At 68.6% G+C, this 18,328-nt stretch carries 10 protein-coding genes, 3 pseudogenes and 1 riboswitch; of the genes and pseudogenes, 9 read left to right on the top strand and 4 right to left on the bottom strand.

All coding sequences use genetic code 11. The annotated features are described in order from the left end of the window. Nucleotides 1-225: 225 nt before the first annotated feature. Both J7E89_RS09470 and J7E89_RS09465 read right to left on the bottom strand, forming a co-directional pair. Nucleotides 226-633: pseudogene (locus J7E89_RS09470) on the bottom strand (D-alanyl-D-alanine carboxypeptidase family protein); the annotation flags it as partial. Between the two features lie 1,565 nt (nucleotides 634-2,198). After that, nucleotides 2,199-2,321 (bottom strand): annotated as a pseudogene (locus J7E89_RS09465) (DUF933 domain-containing protein); the annotation flags it as partial. Between the two features lie 12 nt (nucleotides 2,322-2,333). Here J7E89_RS09465 and J7E89_RS09460 point away from each other — a divergent pair. After that, nucleotides 2,334-2,582: pseudogene (locus J7E89_RS09460) on the top strand (DUF4396 domain-containing protein); the annotation flags it as partial. A gap of 50 nt (nucleotides 2,583-2,632) precedes the next feature. Here J7E89_RS09460 and J7E89_RS09455 read toward each other — a convergent pair. Together J7E89_RS09455 and J7E89_RS09450 are read right to left on the bottom strand one after the other, a co-directional pair. Further along, nucleotides 2,633-3,157 (bottom strand): GrpB family protein, encoded by a 525-nt coding sequence (locus J7E89_RS09455; protein WP_214971021.1) that lies wholly within the window; start codon nucleotides 3,155-3,157, stop codon nucleotides 2,633-2,635. Nucleotides 3,158-3,231: 74 nt separating this feature from the next. Beyond that, complete coding sequence (locus J7E89_RS09450; protein WP_214971019.1) at nucleotides 3,232-4,641, bottom strand: short-chain fatty acyl-CoA regulator family protein; 1,410 nt, start codon at nucleotides 4,639-4,641, stop codon at nucleotides 3,232-3,234. Between the two features lie 416 nt (nucleotides 4,642-5,057). On the opposite strand from J7E89_RS09450, the gene aceA reads away from it, so the two are divergent. From aceA to meaB, 8 genes are all read left to right on the top strand, one after another. Continuing rightward, nucleotides 5,058-6,338, top strand: coding sequence for an isocitrate lyase (gene aceA, locus J7E89_RS09445; RefSeq protein ID WP_214971015.1), 1,281 nt, complete (start codon nucleotides 5,058-5,060; stop codon nucleotides 6,336-6,338). A gap of 123 nt (nucleotides 6,339-6,461) precedes the next feature. After that, complete coding sequence (gene aceB / locus J7E89_RS09440) at nucleotides 6,462-8,054, top strand: malate synthase A (RefSeq protein ID WP_214971013.1); 1,593 nt, start codon at nucleotides 6,462-6,464, stop codon at nucleotides 8,052-8,054. Continuing rightward, complete coding sequence (locus tag J7E89_RS09435) at nucleotides 8,051-8,923, top strand: 3-hydroxybutyryl-CoA dehydrogenase (protein ID WP_214971011.1); 873 nt, start codon at nucleotides 8,051-8,053, stop codon at nucleotides 8,921-8,923. The genes aceB and J7E89_RS09435 overlap by 4 nt, the downstream gene beginning before the upstream one ends. Nucleotides 8,924-9,096: 173 nt before the next feature. Further along, nucleotides 9,097-9,319: riboswitch (cobalamin riboswitch) on the top strand. 160 nt (nucleotides 9,320-9,479) lie between these two features. After that, complete coding sequence (gene metE, locus J7E89_RS09430; protein WP_214971007.1) at nucleotides 9,480-11,804, top strand: 5-methyltetrahydropteroyltriglutamate--homocysteine S-methyltransferase; 2,325 nt, start codon at nucleotides 9,480-9,482, stop codon at nucleotides 11,802-11,804. A gap of 813 nt (nucleotides 11,805-12,617) precedes the next feature. Next, nucleotides 12,618-13,190, top strand: a complete 573-nt coding sequence (locus J7E89_RS09425; protein WP_214971004.1) for a GNAT family N-acetyltransferase — start codon at nucleotides 12,618-12,620, stop codon at nucleotides 13,188-13,190. Nucleotides 13,191-13,277: 87 nt separating this feature from the next. Then, a complete protein-coding gene (locus J7E89_RS09420) occupies nucleotides 13,278-15,131 on the top strand; it encodes a methylmalonyl-CoA mutase family protein (protein ID WP_214971001.1) in 1,854 nt (617 codons plus the stop codon). Next, the gene (gene scpA / locus J7E89_RS09415) at nucleotides 15,131-17,335 is read left to right on the top strand and encodes a methylmalonyl-CoA mutase (RefSeq protein WP_214970999.1); all 2,205 of its coding nucleotides are present in this window, start codon (nucleotides 15,131-15,133) and stop codon (nucleotides 17,333-17,335) included. Before J7E89_RS09420 ends, scpA begins: the two co-directional genes overlap by 1 nt. Before the next feature lie 6 nt (nucleotides 17,336-17,341). Continuing rightward, nucleotides 17,342-18,328 carry a methylmalonyl Co-A mutase-associated GTPase MeaB gene (gene meaB, locus J7E89_RS09410; RefSeq protein ID WP_214970997.1) on the top strand — a complete coding sequence of 329 codons (987 nt, stop codon included), beginning with the start codon at nucleotides 17,342-17,344 and terminating at the stop codon, nucleotides 18,326-18,328.

Genomic DNA, 18,328 nt, shown 5'->3' with positions numbered 1-18,328 from the left:
GGTCACCTGATGACCTATGCCCAGTTGTTCACGGTGTAGGGGCCGGGTAGACAGGGCCGTCGCGACTGGTGGATCCATCCGCTCGTCCAACGAACCGTGGTGCAGGAACAGCATGCTTTGGCGGCTTCGAGTGGGGCTCTTCGAGCAAGCGAGAAGGGTCTGCTCCCGCCTCCCGTACACATGGGAATGATCGCGAGCAGGCCCTTCCGACGCCCCCTCTGTCGCCTACTTCTTGAAGGCGTAATCCATCATCTTCTTCGCGTCCGCCGTACGATTGGCCACCGAAGACGAGGTCAGCGCCGTACCGATGACCGTCTTGCCGTTACGGGTGGCCGCGAATACCAGGCAGTACTTGGCCTCCGGGCCCGAACCGGTCTTGACGCCGATGGCACCCGGGTAGCTGCCGAGCAAGGTATTGGTGTTCGTCCACGGCATATAGCGGTAACCGCCGGTCTTCGTGGTGACTTTCTGCTTGGTCGCCTTGGTCTTGACGACCGTGCGGAACGTCGAGTACTTCATCGCGCTGCTCGCAAGCTTCGTCAGGTCGCGCGGTGTCGAGTAGTTCGCGCCTCTGCCGATGCCGTCGAACGAATCGAAGTGCGTGTTGGTGAGGCCGAGGTTCTTGGCGGTAGTGATGACAATCGCGGACGCTCGACGAGTACGCTGTATGCGGCTTATCAAGATGAGTGCTCCAAATGCCCTGGATGCGGCCGCTGAGAAGGCCGCTGACTGTGAGACGAATGAGCCAACCGGACGGGTGTGCGCTGATGGCAATTTTTCTGCCGCGTTTCCCGTTCTCACCAGAAAGCCCCACGTCGACCCAACGAGTGACTTTATCGATCAGTACTTGGGGTTCTGGATCAACTACTGTGATGGCCTCCACCTTGTTGCCCGCACAACCCGTCGGCTCAATGCTGGCCAGCCGCACCAGCTGCCAGGACTTGCGGATGCCGACGACCGCCCCCGCAAGGGCAGCTACCGTGAAGAAGAAGCAAAACGAACTCGCGCACCTGGCCGCAGTCACAACCTTGTAGACGAAGAGGGCCAGTCCACCCAAGCTTCAGGGGCCGACCGGGGATCTGCAGCGCCCCCGCCCTTCCTTTTGGTCCACGGCAGGCAGACTCGGCCGTGCCCTATAGCCAGAGCGAAACACTCACCCGGGCATTACGCATCGCCGGCGGACTGGCCACCCTGGGGCCTGTCGAAGACGCCGGCCACATGCTCGCTCGGGGCGGACATAGCCCCGAGCGTGACCGAGAGCGTCGCCTTCCTCGCTCGGCAGATGCGCGGCCGAACCCGACGGACGGGTACGCCCTCTCATGACTGCGCCCTGTCCTTCGACAACGTCGCCCATCTCCGCTCCCACCGGCGCTACAGCACCCGCAGGCCCTGGGTGCATGGATCAGAAGCCGTCACGGGCTGCTCACACCCGGTGATAAGCTCCCTAATGCGCTTGGAGGTTGAGAGCTTCAGCGCCAGAGCCCTGGTCAGTCGTGCCGACATGCGACCTCGCAGGGCCTGAAAGGTAAGCCGATCTACCTCAGCAACCGACCCTGCAGGCCGCTGACGACAGCGCGCTCCTGAGGCAAGGGAACCCGACGGAGATCGCCGAGTTTTGCTGAGTCGGCCAGCAGCGCTCAACCCATCGCCCGCACTTGTGAACAAGGGCGATGCGCAGCCATCCCCAAAAAGGGCGGCTCGGTTGAGCCTGCCCTCCCGCTCTCCTGGCCGCCCTTCCTGAATCGGAAGGAAATCCCGTTGAGCGGCTCGCATGACATGGCCATTTGGGTAGTTTTGGCCACTCTGTTCTCCGCGCTCGTCGGCATCATCGCAGGACTATTTGCTGCGCAACTCGGGGCAAGCCCCCTCGCCTGCTGGGGTGGAGGAGGCGCTGCCTTCCTCTCGGTTGCGACGATCGCCGTGACGGTCATCGGACTGTTTGCCGCGTAGCTCCGGCCCTGTGACGAACGACAGCGCCCAGCCGGGCGGCTGGGCGCTGTCTACCGAGTGGCCCGTGCCCCTTCGGGAGCCGCTGGCTAACGGGGATTGGCCCATCGTGCCCAAAGGACGGCCGCTCCCCGGCGCAGCTGGCTGCTCTTCACCGATGCCAGGCCGCCATCAAGCAACTCAGGCGCATCGATAGATGCCGTACTCACCGCACTCGATCCGGCAGTCCCAGGTCACCGACGTGGTGGAATTCATACACCGAAGCGGAACTCCACCACGTCGCCGTCCTGCATCACGCAGTCCTTGCCCTCCTTACGGACCTTGTCCGCCGCGCGGGCCTCGGCGACCGAGCCGGTTTCGACGAGGTCGGCGAAGGGGGTGCCCTCATGGGGGCTGGTGGCGCTTCCTGGGGTACTGCGGCGCGGGCGACGGCTCACTGCCTGACGGGGTGTGCGATCGGCGAGATCCCGGGCATGGCCATCGGCACCGCCCTGCTCTGGGGCAACGTCCCCACCATGGTGCTGGCGATCGCCCTGGCTTTCCTGTTCGCCTACTCCTTCACCATGTACGCCGTGCACAAGGCGGGCCTCGGACTCGAGGCAGCCATCCGCGTCGACCTGGCTGCCGACGCACTTCCGCGTCGCGACATCACCAACCCGTGCGGCCGTTGTCATGTCACGGTTCGTCAGTGGTACCGAGCGGCGTGGGACTTGACCACCAGTTCCTCCACCAGAGCGTTCTTCGCCGTCGAGTAGTTCTGCCTGCCCTCGCTGTTGGCAGCGAATCGCTGTGCCAAGGCCCTCTTCAACGCGCTGTAGCGCCGGACTTCATCGGGCCGCTGACGCAGGTAGTCACGGAGCAAGATGTGATCAAGATGGGGCTTAGAGCCTGCGACCACGCCATACAGGTGATGTTCGGGAGCCGCAGGAGGGGCTTGGAAAGCCTCCCGGCCAGGAATCCCCAGATCGCCTTCGTGCCGGTAGCCCTGCCCGGCCAGCCGGGAGATCAGCTCGGGCACGGAAGCCTCCTCGGCCACCACAATGTCGACGTCTATGATCGGCTTCGCGGCACATCCGGCCACGGCTGTACTTCCGACATGCTCGATGGATACAGCCAGATCCGCGACGCAAAGTGCAAGTCGCCACCGAAGATCCTGGAATTGCTTATCCCAACGGGGGTCGTAGTCGCAGACCACGATCATGCCAGTCATACAGGCAGTCTCGCAGGATCGTGCTGGCCCATCGAATCGATCCGAGGGCCCGACCTCAATCGTGTATCGAATCGCTATTGGTCCGGCCCGTCTGCGACGGGGTACGGCACGAAGGTACTGCTGTTCTCGTCGATGGTGAGCGTCCGGCCGAGAGGTGGCACTGCGCGTTGTGGGCAGTCGAGGCGTTCGCAGATCCGGCAGCCCATGCCGATCGGGGTGGCTGCGGAGGTGTTGTCGAGGTTGAGTCCGTCGGAGTAGACGAGCCGGGAGGCGTGGCGGACCTCGCAGCCGAGGCCGATGGCGAACGTCTTGCCGGGCTCGCCCCAGCCGCCGCGGTGGCGGGTGACGGCGCGGGCGGTCCAGAGGTAGCGCTGTCCGTCCGGCATGGCGGCGATCTGGACGTGGATCCGGCCGGGCGCGGCGAACGACTCGTACACGTTCCACAGTGGACACGTGCCGCCGGCTCGGGAGAAGTGGAAGCCAGTGGCGGACTGGCGCTTGGACATGTTGCCGGCGCGGTCTACCCGGACGAAGGAGAACGGCACACCGCGCAGGCGTGGCCGCTGGAGGGTACTGAGGCGATGGCAGACGGTCTCGTAGCCGAGGCCGAAGATGTCTGTGAGCCGTTCGATGTCGTAGCGGACCTCCTCCGCGGCGGTGTGGAAGGCGCTGTACGGCAGGACGAGCGCGGCGGCGAAGTAGTTCGCCACACCGATCCTGGCAAGCGACCAGGTGGTGGAGCCCTCGGCGTAGTCCTCCGACGCGAGTGCGGACAGTTGGTCGCCGTACTCGAGCAGGGCGAGCTGGGTAGCCATGCGGAACGCTTGCTGGCCGGGGCGCAGCCGGTTGGACAGATGCAGGACTCGGGCGGCGGGGTCGAAGTGATGCAGCTGGTCGGAGTCCGTGGCCAAGCGCACTCCGTGTCGTTCGATGAGACGGGCGGAGAGCGCCCGCACCACCTCACCGGGCCGGACGCCGACGTGACGGGCCAGTTCTTCCGCAGCTAGGTCGGTGTCATGGAGGTAGTTCTGCCGCCGGTAGAAGAACTCGCGAATCTCCTCGTGTGGGGAGCGCGGCAGGGTGGGGTCATCGTTGTCGCGGCCTTCCGCCGCTTCGGCCAGCCGCTCCGCCAGGGCGTAGTTGCGCCGGCCGAGGTCGAGCAGGACTGAGGCAACGGCCGGCATACGGGATGCCAGTTCCGCGAGGTCGGACGCTGACACCCGGGCGGCGGTGACCTCGTTCGCGAGCACTTCGCGCAGGTCGGCCACGAGTCGGCTGGTGTCACGCTCCGAGAAGAACCCAGGGTCGACGCCGAACGCCTCGGTCAGCCTCAGCAGCACCGGCACGGTGAGGGGCCGGGAGTCGTGCTCCATCTGGTTGAGGTAGCTGGGCGAGATCGCCAGCATGCGCGCCAGCTCTGCCTGGCTGAGCCGCCGCTCCTCGCGCAACCGCCGCAGCCGCGCTCCCGCGTATGTCTTGCTCACCGCTTCCCCTTTGGTCTGCGTGCCCACACGCCGGCTGTCACTGGACGTGCCTGGTACGGGCGACGCGCTCCAGCTTATGCACGGGGATGGAGTGGCCGGTCTTGGCAAGGTTGGCAAACAGGGTTCGGAAGATTCGCAGAAGTTGGCAATGATCCACGGTTGATGGCACTGAGTGCCGCTGTCAGAGTCGTGGTGCGGCCCGCCGAGCCCGGCAGCCGAGCCGGAAAGTCCGAGCACGATTTTCAAGCCCTGACGTCGTGCATATCGGCTTCTGTCCCGGCGCCCCAGGCGCATTGCTTACCGCTTCACACGCTGGGAGGGGGCGGCGGGCCGTACCAATGGCATGTCACCCAGTGACATGCCTTACGCACACTTCACAAGAACCGTGTGATTTCACGCGACCCCAGGAGACGGTCATGGCGCAGGCAGGGACAACGACGGCGACGGCCGAAGAGCTGGCACAGCGGTGGGCGACGGATCCGCGGTGGAAGGGCGTCGAGCGCACCTACACCGCGGAGGAGGTTGTGCGGCTGTCGGGCAGCGTCCGTGAGGAGCACACCCTCGCCCGGCGCGGTGCCGAGCGGCTGTGGCGGCAGCTGCACGAGCAGGACTACATCCACGCGCTGGGCGCGCTGACCGGCGGCCAGGCCGTGCAGCAGGTGAAGGCCGGGCTCCAGGCCATCTACCTCTCCGGCTGGCAGGTCGCCGCTGACGCCAACCAGGCCGGGCACACCTACCCCGACCAGAGCCTGTACCCCGTGAACTCCGTTCCGCAGGTGGTGCGCAGGATCAATAACGCGCTGCTGCGCGCAGACCAGATCGCCACCGCCGAGGGCGGCACGGCTGGTTCGACAGAGGAGGGCACCGACTGGCTCGCACCGATCGTCGCCGACGCCGAGGCAGGCTTCGGCGGCCCGCTCAACGCCTTCGAGCTCACCAAGGCGATGATTGCCGCAGGCGCGGCCGGCATCCACTACGAGGACCAGCTCGCCTCAGAGAAGAAGTGCGGCCACCTGGGCGGCAAGGTCCTCGTCCCCACCGCCCAGCACATCCGCACTCTCAACGCCGCCCGCCTCGCCGCCGACATCGCCGATGTGCCGACCCTGATCGTCGCCCGCACGGACGCGCTGGCCGCGAACCTGCTGACCAGCGACGTCGATGAGCGCGACGCCCGGTTCGTGACGGGAGAGCGCACCCCGGAGGGCTTCTACCGGGTGCAGAACGGCATGGATCCGGTGATCGCGCGTGGTCTCGCCTACGCTCCGTACGCCGATCTGATCTGGGTCGAGACGGGCACCCCCGACCTGGCACAGGCCCGCGAGTTCGCCGAGGCCATCCACACCCAGTACCCGGACCAGATGCTGGCGTACAACTGCTCGCCGTCCTTCAACTGGAAGGCCGCACTGGACGACGACCAGATCGCCAAGTTCCAGCGCGAGCTGGGCGCGATGGGCTACCGCTTCCACTCCCTCAACCACGGCATGTTCGACCTGGCCAAGGGCTACGCCGAGCACGGCATGACGGCGTACGTCGACCTGCAGGAGCGCGAGTTCGCCGCCCAGGCCGACGGCTTCACCGCCGTCAAGCACCAGCGAGAGGTCGGCACCGGCTACTTCGACCTGGTCTCCACCGCCGTCAACCCCGCCTCCTCGACCACCGCGCTGAGCGGCTCCACCGAGGAAGAGCAGTTCCACTAAGCAGCACCGGGAGGGCCGAGCCGGACCTTCGGCCCCGGCTCGCCCCTCCCCGTCCAGTCAGCCCGTGCCCGGGTGAGAGCAACCGTCTCCGTCGGTCCTCACCCCTCCGCTGAGGAGACCTGCATGTCAACCACTGCTCTGACCAGCACAGTCCAGGTCCTCGGCGCACCGGGTGACCGCCACGACGAGATCCTCACCCCTGCGGCCCTGGAGTTCATCGGCCGCCTCGACGCTGCCTTCGCCGGCCGTCGCTTCGACCTCCTCGCCGAGCGCCGCCGCCGCGCCGAGCGGCTCGCCTCCGGCGTCCCGCTCGACTTCTCGCGCGCCACCCCGGCCGTCCGCACCAACCCCGACTGGCGGGTCGCCCAGCCGGCGCCGGGCCTGACCGATCGCCGGGTAGAGATCACCGGCCCGCCCGAGCGGCGCATGACCGTCAACGCCCTCAACTCCGGCGCGAACGTGTGGATGGCGGACTTCGAGGACGCCACCTCGCCCACCTGGGACAACATCGTCGGCGGCCAGCTCAGCCTGCTCGACGCCATCGAACGCCGCATCGACTTCACGACGCCTGACGGCAAGCAGTACCGGCTCGGCGATGATCCGGCGACCATCATGGTCCGTCCACGGGGCTGGCACCTCACCGAGAAACACCTCGTCGTCGACGGCCGCCCCGTTTCCGCCTCGCTCGTCGACTTCGGCCTGTACTTCTTCCACTGCGCCCAGCGGCAGATCGACGCCGGCCACGGCCCGTACTTCTACCTGCCCAAGCTGGAGAACCACTACGAAGCCCGCCTGTGGAACGACGTCTTCGTCCTCGCGCAGGAGCTGCTCGGCATCCCCCGCGGCACCGTCCGCGCGACCGTCCTCATCGAGACGATCAGCGCCGCGTACGAGATGGAGGAGATCCTCCATGAGCTCCGCGAACACAGCGCCGGGCTCAACGCGGGCCGTTGGGACTATCTCTTCAGCCTGATCAAGAACTTCGCGCACCGTCCCGACTTCGTCCTCCCGGACCGGGCGAAGGTCACCATGACCGCGCCGTTCATGCGGGCCTACACCGAGTTGCTGGTACGCACCTGCCACAAGCGCGGCGCGCACGCCATCGGCGGCATGGCCGCCCAGGTCCCCAGCCGCGATGCGCAGGCCAACGAAACTGTGCTGGCCGCGGTCCGGCTCGACAAGGAACGCGAGGCCGAGGACGGCTTCGACGGTTCGTGGGTCGCCCACCCCGGTCTCGTGCCCGTCTGCCGGGGCGTCTTCGACGGCGTACTGGGGGAGCGGCCCCACCAGATCGAGCGCACCCGCGACGACGTCCACGTCACCGCCGAGGACCTCGTCGCCGTACGCCGCACCGCAGGTCCGCCCACCATCGAGGGCATTCGCGCCAACATCGCTGTCGCCGTCCGCTACTTCGCGGCCTGGCTGCGCGGCAGTGGCGCCGTCGCCCTGGACGGGCTGATGGAGGACGCGGCCACCGCCGAGATCGCCCGCTGCCAGATCTGGCAGTGGATACGCCACCGCGCCGTCGAGCGCGACGCGGTGGTCGAATTGCTGGACGACGAGATCGCCGCCCTGGGAGCGGAGTACCCATGGGCACGATTGGACGAAGTCCGAGCCCTGTTCGAACGCACGGCGATGGCACGCGACTTGCCTGCGTTCTTCACCCCCGACGCCTACGCCCGCTACCTCGTCCACCGTCCGGCGGTGCAGTCATGAGCGCGTTGCGTATCCAGCGGGTCGGTGTGGTCGGCGGCGGCCAGATGGGGGCCGGCATCGCAGAGGTGTGCGCCAGAGCCGGGATTGACACTGTGGTCTGCGAGGCAGATGCCACGGCGGCCCGCGGAGCCCGGGAACGTGTGGCGACCTCCCTCGAACGAGCTGTCCAGCGCGGCAAGCTGGACCGTGTCTCCGCCGAGGACGCCTTGGCCCGCCTCGTTTTCACTGGCAGTCTCGACGACCTGGCCGACCGGCAGCTCGTCGTCGAGGCCGTCGTCGAGAACGCCGCCGCCAAGGCCGAGATATTCGCCGTCCTGGACAAGATCGTGGAGGACCCGGACGCGATTCTGGCCACCAACACCTCGTCCATCCCGATCATGCGCCTGGGCATGGCCACGCACCGCGCGGACCGCGTCGTCGGACTTCACTTCTTCAACCCGGTGCCCGTCCTGCCGCTCGTCGAAGTCGTTGCCTCCCTCCACACCGCGCCGGAGACCGTCGCGGCCGTCGAGGAGTTCGCGAGCACCGCGCTGGGCAAGACCGCGATCCGCTCCCAGGACCGGGCCGGCTTCGTCGTCAACGCCCTGCTCATTCCGTACCTTCTCTCCGCGATCCGCATGGCCGAATCCGGCTTCGCCACCGCAGCCGACGTGGACGCGGGCATGGAGCTCGGCTGCGCCCACCCCATGGGACCGCTCAAACTCGCAGACCTGATTGGCCTCGACACCGTCGCGGCCATCGCGAAGTCGCTGTACGAGGAGTTCAAGGAACCCCTCTACGCCCCGCCCCCGCTGCTCCAGCGGATGGTGGAAGCGGGCCTGCTCGGCCGCAAGACCGGCAGAGGCTTCCACACCTACTACCAGGGCTGAGGGGCCCGGGTTCGGCGCCGGGGGCTGAGGGGCCCGCGGCTGCTGTGGAGCGGGGCGTGGAGCAGTTGACTGAGCTGCTCCACGCCCCCGTTGCGTGGGCCTGGCCGTCTCTCTGTGTCTCGCATCACGGTCCGGAATGTGAACAGCGACGTCCGCGAGACGGGGCACCGCCTACGCTGGCTGCTGCAGCTGGTTCGCCCTGTCCTCCAGGCAGGCGCGTCGTAAGAGGGAACCCGGTGAGAATCCGGGACTGCCCCGCAGCGGTGAGCGGGAACGACCGCCGTCATACGCACTGGGCCCGGCCGGGTCTGGGAAGCGACGGCCAGTAGGTGTCCGCCGGGAAACCGGCAGACGTGCCCGCGAGTCCGAAGACCTGCCCGTTGCCCGCGCGCGATCAATCGTGTGCGGAGATCCCGGTGACCCCGAGGGCGGGTCGGCGTACATATCAGGCGAATGCACACGCTCCGCGTCGGTGCTGTTCGCCTGGTTGCCAATCCCTTCGCGCTCTCGACCCGTCCCGGGGTCAGTCAGAGACAAGCTCGCGAAGGAGAGTTCCGTGACAAGCAAGTCCGCAGCCGCGGCAGCACAGGCAACCGTGTACGGCTACCCCCGCCAGGGCCAGAACCGGGAACTGAAGAAGGCCATCGAGGGATACTGGAAGGGCCGCGTCACTGCTGACGCCCTCCGGGAGACCGCCACCAACCTGCGCCGGGCCAGCTGGCGGCAGTTGGCCGACGCCGGCATCCACGAGGTGCCCACCGGCGACTTCTCGTATTACGACCATGTCCTGGACACCAGTGTGATGGTCGGGGCGATTCCTGCCCGCTATCGTGCCGCCGTCGAGGCGGATGCGCTCGGCGGCTACTTCGCGATGGCCCGCGGCACCCAGGACGTGGCGCCGCTGGAGATGACCAAGTGGTTCGACACCAACTACCACTACCTGGTGCCGGAGCTCGGCCCGGACAGCGTCTTCACCGCGGATTCGACCAAGCAGGTCGCCGAGCTGAAGGAAGCTCTCGAGCTCGGCCACACCGCTCGCCCTGTGCTGGTCGGCCCGGTCACCTACCTCCTGCTGGCCAAGCCCGCCCCCGGCGTCACCACCGACTTCGATCCCCTGACCCTGCTGGACCGGCTGCTGCCGGTATACGCCGAGGTGCTCGCCGACCTGCGCGCCGCCGGTGCTGAGTGGGTGCAGCTGGACGAGCCCGCGCTCGTCCAGGACCGCACCCCGGCCGAACTGAACGCCGCCGCCCGCGTCTACCGGGATCTCGGCGCTCTCACCGACCGGCCCAAGCTGCTCGTCGCGTCGTACTTCGACCGCCTCGGCGAAGCCCTGCCCGTCCTGGCCAAGGCCCCGGTGGACGGTCTCGTGCTCGACTTCACGGGGCCCGCCGCCGGGAACCTCGACGACCTCGCCGCCGTCGGCGGCCTGCCGGGCAAGCGACTCGTCGCGGGGGTCGTCAACGGCCGTAACGTCTGGATCAATGACTTCGAGAAGTCCCTGTCCACCCTCGGCACCCTGCTCGGCCTCGCCGGCCGGGTCGACGTCTCCGCCTCCTGCTCTCTGCTGCACGCCCCGCTCGACGCCACCGCCGAGCGAGACATCGATCCGCAGATCGCCCGCTGGCTGGCCTTCGCCCGTCAGAAGGCCACCGAAGTCGTCACCCTTGCGCGCGGTCTGGCCCAGGGCACGGAGACCATCGCTGCCGAACTCGCCGCGAACCGTGCCGACCTCGCCTCGCGCGCGGGCTCGGCGATCACCCAAGCCCCTGCCGTACGCACCCGGGCAGCCGCGGTCACCGACGCGGACAACCGCCGCTCCCAGCCCTACCCGGAACGTGCCGCCGCCCAGCGGACGCATCTCCGCCTGCCACTGCTGCCCACGACGACCATCGGTTCGTTCCCGCAGACCACCGAACTGCGCGCCGCCCGCGCCGACCTGCGCGCGGGCCGGATGGACGCCACGGGCTACGAGGCACGCATCGAGGCTGAGATCCGTGAGGTCATCTCCTTCCAGGAGAAGGCCGGCATCGACGTTCTGGTGCACGGTGAACCCGAACGCAACGACATGGTGCAGTACTTCGCCGAACAACTCACCGGCTACCTCGCCACCCAGCACGGCTGGGTCCAGTCCTACGGCACCCGTTACGTCCGCCCGCCGATCCTTGCCGGTGACATCTCCCGCCCCGAGCCGATGACCGTCCGGTGGACCCGCTACGCCCAGTCGCTCACCGACCGCCCGGTCAAGGGCATGCTCACCGGCCCGGTCACCATGCTCGCCTGGTCGTTCGTACGCGACGACCAGCCGCTCGCCGAGACCGCACGCCAGGTCGCCCTCGCCCTGCGGGACGAGGTGACCGACCTCGAGGCCGCAGGCACCTCTGTCATCCAGGTGGACGAGCCGGCGCTGCGCGAGACCCTCCCGCTTCGTGCCGCAGACCGCGCGGACTATCTGACCTGGGCGACCGAGGCATTCCGCCTGGCCACCAGCGGGGTGCGGCCGGACACGCAGATCCACACCCACATGTGCTACGCCGAGTTCGGCGACATCCTCCAGGCCATCGACGACCTCGACGCCGACGTCATCAGTCTGGAAGCCGCCCGCTCCCACATGCAGGTCGCGCGCGAACTCGCCACCGTCGGCTATCCCCGCGAAGTCGGCCCCGGCGTCTACGACATCCACTCTCCGCGTGTCCCGAGCGCCGACGAAGCAGCCGCGCTGCTCCGCAAGGGACTTGAGGCCATCCCCGCAGAACGGCTCTGGGTCAATCCCGACTGCGGCTTGAAGACCCGCGGCTGGCCCGAGACCGCGGCCTCGCTGGAGAACCTCGTCGCCGCCGCCCGCGCGATCCGGGGAGAGCTCCCCAGTCACGCCTCCTGATCACACGCGGGGCCGGACGGGCACGGGTGTGCCAGTCCGGCCCCGCGTACAACGGCCTCCACCTCATCAGCTCCGGCACGTGTCACGTCGTCGTAGGCATCGATGCCGGCAACCCGGCCCACCTGACGCCGGCGTCGGTGAGAGCCGTGCGCACGGGGCTCCGTGTGCTTGGATCGGTTCCCAACTTGCCGAAGGGAGACAACAGGTGACGAAGGCAGACCCACGGCACGTACTGATTGACGGCCAGCCCATGGTCGTGCTGACCGCACATGACTTTGAACGCCTGTCAGCCAGTCGGCGACAGCTGGGTGGACAAAGTGCTCGCTTACGGGCCTTACGCGCAGCACTCATCGACTTGGCGGATTCCGTCGAAGAGCTCGGCTTCGCGTGGCAGGCTGAGCAGTGTGTCGTGACCGAGGGCTCATCAGAAGCAAGCCGAGACGTCGGACTCCTTGAGCCCCTGCTTGCCACCTTGCAACTCAAGGCGCGTCATGCCCGCTCCGTAGCCGGCCTGCGGACCGGGACTCCCTCCGACGAGAGGTCCTCTTGCCTTCCGAACCGCCGGGAGCCCGAGGTCGACCAGTGAGAAGCGATGCATGCGGGACGCTGGGGCCTCCAACGAACTGACCGCCATCTGGCCGCATTTCCTGCCAGCAAGCCGCGCTTTTGGATCACACGTCACAGTGCATCGTCGCGGTCGGAAAAGAGCGCTGGCCGGTCCCGCTGCCCGCGCCTTCGACCGCTTGACGCCGCGATGTCCGGTGGGAGAGTCTCGCGCACGGGCCGGGGGACAGCGAGAGGCCGGAGAGGTGCGTGGGGTTTGTGGAGTCGGGGACGACGGTCTATCCGGGAGAGTCGGCGCTGACGGTCGTCGATGACCTGGTTCATCTTCATCTGCAGGACTTCCGGGAGCGTTCGTCAATGGTGGACGAAGAGCGGGAGCTGTTGTTCCGGGAGCGGCTTGCCCGAGACGCCCTGATGCCGGGGTTTCTGGCCGTTACCGCACGAGTAGGAAGCCTGCTCTGCGGCTTCGGGACGACCGTGCGAACGCCCGACCTGTATCCCCCGAGTCCGTGGGCGGTCACATTCCCCGAAGCGCTGGACGAGGAGCGATTCCAGGAGTGGTTCGCGGGAGCCTTGCGGATAACTGATCTGGTCGTTGCCCCGGTTGCCCGGGGGCGAGGTATCGGCACCCGGTTGCTCGACGTGCTTACGCTGCCCGCACTCGACGACCGGGCCTGGGTGGTGGCGGCCGCGGCGGATGCTCCGACGCTGAACTTCTTCCGGTGCCGTGGCTGGATACAGACGGAGTATGCGCCGCCGAGGCACAAGGCTCGGCCTGTCGTCCTGCTGGCGCCTGAGCATCCTGCCTTTGTGAGGGGGTGAAGGCGGACTGAAGCAGCGGCCGGGGGAGGGCAAGGTCACAGCCGTAGCCTCTGCTGCTCATCCGTATGCCTGTCCTAGCATCCGAGCATGACGGTTCTCCCTGATGACGGGCTTTCGCTCGCTGCCGAGTTCCCGGACGCCACCCACGAGCAGTGGCAGCGCCTCGTCGAGGGCGTGCTGCGCAAGTCGGGCAAGGACGTGTCCGGCGCGGCTGCTGAGGAGTCGCTGGCTACGGCGCTGGACGACGGGCTCGTCGCCCGCCCCCTGTACGACGCGCGCGACGCCGTGCCCGAGACCGGGTACCCGGGCTTCGCGCCGTATGTGCGCGGTGGCCGGCCGGTGGGAGGCTGGGACGTACGTCAGCGGCATGAGATCGCGGAACCCGGGCCGGCCAACGAGGCGGTGCTCGCAGACCTCGAGAACGGAGTCACGTCGCTGTGGCTCTCCGTGGGCGGCAGCGGAGTGCCCGTGACCGGTCTGGCCCAAGCCCTGGAGGGCGTCTACCTGGATCTGGCCCCGGTGGTGCTCGACGCAGGCAACGAATCCGGCTCGGCAGCAACGGAGTTGCTGCGGCTGTACGAGGAGCGAGGCGTCGCCCCCGACGTGGCACGGGGCAACCTCGGTGCGGACCCGATCGGGCACTCGGCCCGCACGGGGGAGCCGACGAACCCGGACGACGCCGTGGAGCTGGCGCGGCGGTGTCATGAGGAGTACCCGGGGCTGCGGGCGCTCACCGTGGACGCCCTGCCCTACCACGAGGCCGGAGCCTCGGCCGCGCAGGAGCTGGGCTGCTCGCTGGCCACCGCAGTGGCGTACCTGCGGCACCTCACCGCAGCTCGGCTCCCGGTCGAGGCTGCTTGCCGGCAGCTGGAGTTCCGGTACGCGGCGACCGCCGACCAGTTCCTGACCATCGCCAAGCTGCGGGCGGCCCGCCGCCTGTGGGCCAGGGTCGCGGATGTGTGCGGGGCAGGCTCCGGGGACGCGGGGGCGCAGAGGCAGCACGCGGTGACCTCGCCGGTGATGATGACCCGCCGGGACCCGTACGTGAACATGCTGCGGACGACGATCGCCACGATGGGTGCGGGTGTCGGCGGGGCCGACGCCGTGACGGTGCTGCCCTTCGACCACGAGCTGGGCCTGCCGGACGCCTTCGCCCGCCGGATCGCGCGGAACACCTCCTCGATCCTGTTGGAGGAGTCGCATTTGGGCAGGGTCGCCGATCCTGCGGGCGGCTCCTGGTACGTGGAGCGGCTGACGGGCGAACTCGCCGCGTCCGCCTGGGCGTTCTTCCAGGAACTGGAGCAGGCGGGTGGCCAGGCAGCCGCCCTGGACTCCGGCCTCGTCGGTGACCGGATCGCCGCCACCTGGGAGGCGCGCAAGCGCGCACTCGCCAAGCGCCGTGAACCCATTACCGGAGTCAGTGAGTTCCCGAACCTGGGCGAGAAACCAGTCGAGCGCGTGCCGAAACCGGCGCCCCTGCGGAGCGCCGGTGGTCTGCCGCGCGTCCGCCGCGACGAGGCATATGAGGTGCTGCGCGCCCGCTCGGACGCCCATCGGGCCGCCACCGGCTCCCGGCCGCGCGTCTTCCTCGCCGCCCTCGGCCCCGCCTCGGCGCACACTGCTCGAGTCGCCTTCGCCTCGAACCTCTTCCAGGCCGGTGGGGTTGAACCGGTGCACGACCCCGTTTCGGTGGACGCCGCCACGGCCGCTGCCGCGTTCGCGCGCAGCGGGGCGACCGCCGCCTGCCTGTGCTCCAGCGACGCGCTCTACGCGGAGCAGGCCGGGGCGGTCGCCGAGGCACTGAAGACGGCCGGCGCCCAGCAGGTGTTCCTCGCGGGCCGTCCCGCCGAACACCCCGGAATCGACGAGTACATCTTCGCGGGATGCGACGCAGTGGCCGTCCTGTCCTCCGTCCTGGACCGCATGGGAGTGGCGGCGTAATGCAGATTCCTGACTTCTCACAGGTGTCCCTGGGCACCGGCCCGCTCCCCGAGGCGACGGAGGAGCAGTGGCGCGCGGCGGTGAAGGAGACGACGGGCAGCAGCGTCGACGACTTGCTCTGGGAGACCCCGGAGGGCATCGCCGTCAAGCCGCTCTACACCGGCCGTGACGTGGAGGGCCTGGACTTCCTGGAGACGTACCCCGGCGTGGCGCCGTACCTTCGCGGGCCCTACCCGACGATGTACGTCAACCAGCCGTGGACCATCCGGCAGTACGCGGGCTTCTCCACCGCCGAGGAGTCCAACGCCTTCTACCGGCGCAACCTCGCCGCCGGCCAGAAGGGCCTGTCGGTCGCCTTCGACCTGCCCACCCACCGCGGTTACGACAGCGACCACCCGCGCGTCACCGGCGACGTCGGCATGGCGGGCGTCGCCATCGACTCCATCTACGACATGCGCCAGCTCTTCGACGGCATCCCGCTGGACCGGATGACCGTGTCGATGACGATGAACGGTGCCGTGCTGCCGGTGCTGGCGCTGTACATCGTGGCGGCCGAGGAGCAGGGCGTACCGCCCGAGAAACTGGCCGGGACCATCCAGAACGACATCCTCAAGGAGTTCATGGTCCGCAACACCTACATCTATCCGCCCAAGCCCTCGATGCGGATCATCTCCGACATCTTCGCATACACCTCGCAGAAGATGCCGCGCTACAACTCCATCTCCATCTCCGGTTACCACATCCAGGAAGCGGGAGCCACGGCCGACCTGGAGCTGGCCTACACCCTCGCCGACGGAGTGGAGTACCTCCGCGCCGGGCGGGACGCCGGACTGGACGTCGACGCCTTCGCGCCGCGGCTGTCCTTCTTCTGGGCGATCGGCATGAACTTCTTCATGGAGATCGCCAAGATGCGCGCGGCCCGGCTGCTGTGGGCCAAGCTGGTCAAGCAGTTCGACCCGCAGAACGCCAAGTCGCTTTCATTGCGCACGCATTCGCAGACCTCCGGCTGGTCCCTGACCGCGCAGGACGTCTTCAACAACGTGACTAGGACCTGCGTCGAGGCCATGGCCGCGACCCAGGGCCACACCCAGTCGCTGCACACCAACGCCCTCGACGAGGCTCTGGCGCTGCCGACCGACTTCTCCGCCCGGATCGCCCGCAACACCCAGCTGTTGCTCCAGCAGGAGTCGGGCACCTGCCGCGTCATCGACCCCTGGGGCGGCAGCGCGTACGTCGAGCGCCTCACCTACGACCTGGCCCGCCGCGCCTGGCAGCACATCCAGGAGGTCGAGGCGGCCGGCGGGATGGCGCAGGCCATCGACGCCGGTATCCCGAAGCTGCGCGTGGAGGAGGCCGCGGCCCGTACCCAGGCCCGGATCGACTCCGGCCGTCAGCCGGTCATCGGCGTCAACAAGTACCGCGTCGAGACCGACGAACAGATCGATGTCCTCAAGGTCGACAACTCCTCCGTACGCGCCCAGCAGATCGCCAAGCTGCGACGCCTGCGCGAGGAACGGGACGAGACGGCCTGCCAGGACTCGCTGCGCGCACTCACCGAGGCCGCCGGACGGGACTCCGGGCCCGGCCTGGAGAGCAACCTGCTGGCGCTCGCGGTGAACGCCGCCCGCGCGAAGGCCACCGTCGGCGAGATCTCCGACGCCCTGGAGAAGGTGTACGGGCGGCACGCGGGCCAGATCCGTACCATCGCCGGTGTCTACCGCAACGAGGCAGGAGAGTCCCCTTCCGTGGAACGCACCCGCACCCTGGTCGACCGCTTCGAGGAGGCGGAGGGCCGGCGCCCGCGCATCCTCGTCGCCAAGATGGGCCAAGACGGGCACGACCGCGGCCAGAAGGTCATCGCCACCGCCTTCGCCGACCTTGGCTTCGACGTCGACGTCGGCCCGCTGTTCCAGACCCCGGCGGAGGTGGCCCGCCAAGCCGTCGAGGCGGACGTCCACATCGTCGGAGTGTCGTCGCTCGCCGCCGGACACCTCACCCTCGTACCAGCGCTCCGCGAGGAACTGGCCGCCGAAGGCCGGGAGGACATCATGATCGTCGTCGGCGGTGTGATCCCGCCACAGGACGTGCCCACCCTCCTGGAGATGGGCGCGTCGGCGGTCTTCCCGCCCGGCACAGTGATCCCTGACGCGGCGTACGACCTGGTGACGCGGCTCGGCGCGGCACTCGGCCACGACGAGCTGTAGCCGCGGATGCCCATCGATCTCGACAGCTACGTCAAGGGCGTACTCGACGGGAAACGGGCCTTCATCGCCCGCGCGATCACGCTCGTCGAGTCCACCCGTCCCGACCACCGGGCGCTGGCGCAACGCCTGCTGACGGAGCTTCTGCCACACACCGGCAACGCCCGGCGAATCGGCATCAGCGGTGTGCCCGGCGTGGGCAAGTCGACGTTCATCGACGCCTTCGGCACCCTGCTCACCGGAGTCGGCCACCAGGTGGCGGTGCTCGCCGTCGACCCGTCCTCCACCCGCACCGGCGGCTCCATCCTCGGCGACAAGACCAGGATGGAGCGCCTTGCTGTCGACCCCGCCGCCTTCGTGCGGCCGTCACCGAGCGCGGGCACCCTGGGCGGAGTCGCCAAGGCCACCCGCGAGTCGATGGTGGTGATGGAGGCGGCGGGCTACGACGTGGTGCTGGTGGAGACCGTCGGCGTCGGCCAGTCCGAGACCACGGTCGCGAACATGGTCGACTCCTTCCTGCTGCTCACTCTGGCCCGGACCGGTGACCAGCTCCAGGGCATCAAGAAGGGCGTCCTGGAACTGGCCGACGTCATCGCCGTCAACAAGGCCGACGGCCCGCACGAGCGTGACGCCCTGGCTGCCGCCCGTGAACTCGCCGGCGCTCTGCGCCTCATGCACCCGGCGGACGCGGCGTGGACCCCGCCGGTGCTCAGCTGCAGCGCCCGTGAGTCCTCGGGGCTCGACACGGTCTGGGACCGCCTGGAGCAGCACCGGGCACTCCTGGACGCGGGCGGCCGACTCGCCGCCAAGCGCCGCGGCCAGCAGGTCGACTGGGCCTGGGCCATGGTCCACGACGAGCTTCTCGGCCGCCTGCGCGCCCACCCCTCGGTACGAGCCCTCGCCCCCGACCTCGAGCAGCAGGTCCGTGACGGTGAGCTGACCGCCACGCTCGCGGCAGAACGGATCCTGGAGGCTTTCGGCAGCGACGGGCGGTGA

The sequence above is a fragment of the Streptomyces sp. ISL-100 genome, assembly GCF_018614615.1.
GTDB lineage: Bacteria > Actinomycetota > Actinomycetes > Streptomycetales > Streptomycetaceae > Streptomyces.
Note: the sequence above shows the minus strand (reverse complement) of the source record. Positions and strands in the feature narration are given on the sequence as shown.

What these genes read in the sequence shown, in the direction of transcription:
- J7E89_RS09455 (WP_214971021.1), bottom strand. Translation starts at nt 3,157, where the DNA reads ATGACTGGCATGATCGTGGTCTGCGACTACGACCCCCGTTGGGATAAG.
- aceA (WP_214971015.1), top strand. Translation starts at nt 5,058, where the DNA reads ATGGCGCAGGCAGGGACAACGACGGCGACGGCCGAAGAGCTGGCACAG.
- aceB (WP_214971013.1), top strand. Translation starts at nt 6,462, where the DNA reads ATGTCAACCACTGCTCTGACCAGCACAGTCCAGGTCCTCGGCGCACCG.
- J7E89_RS09435 (WP_214971011.1), top strand. Translation starts at nt 8,051, where the DNA reads ATGAGCGCGTTGCGTATCCAGCGGGTCGGTGTGGTCGGCGGCGGCCAG.
- J7E89_RS09420 (WP_214971001.1), top strand. Translation starts at nt 13,278, where the DNA reads ATGACGGTTCTCCCTGATGACGGGCTTTCGCTCGCTGCCGAGTTCCCG.
- scpA (WP_214970999.1), top strand. Translation starts at nt 15,131, where the DNA reads ATGCAGATTCCTGACTTCTCACAGGTGTCCCTGGGCACCGGCCCGCTC.
- meaB (WP_214970997.1), top strand. Translation starts at nt 17,342, where the DNA reads ATGCCCATCGATCTCGACAGCTACGTCAAGGGCGTACTCGACGGGAAA.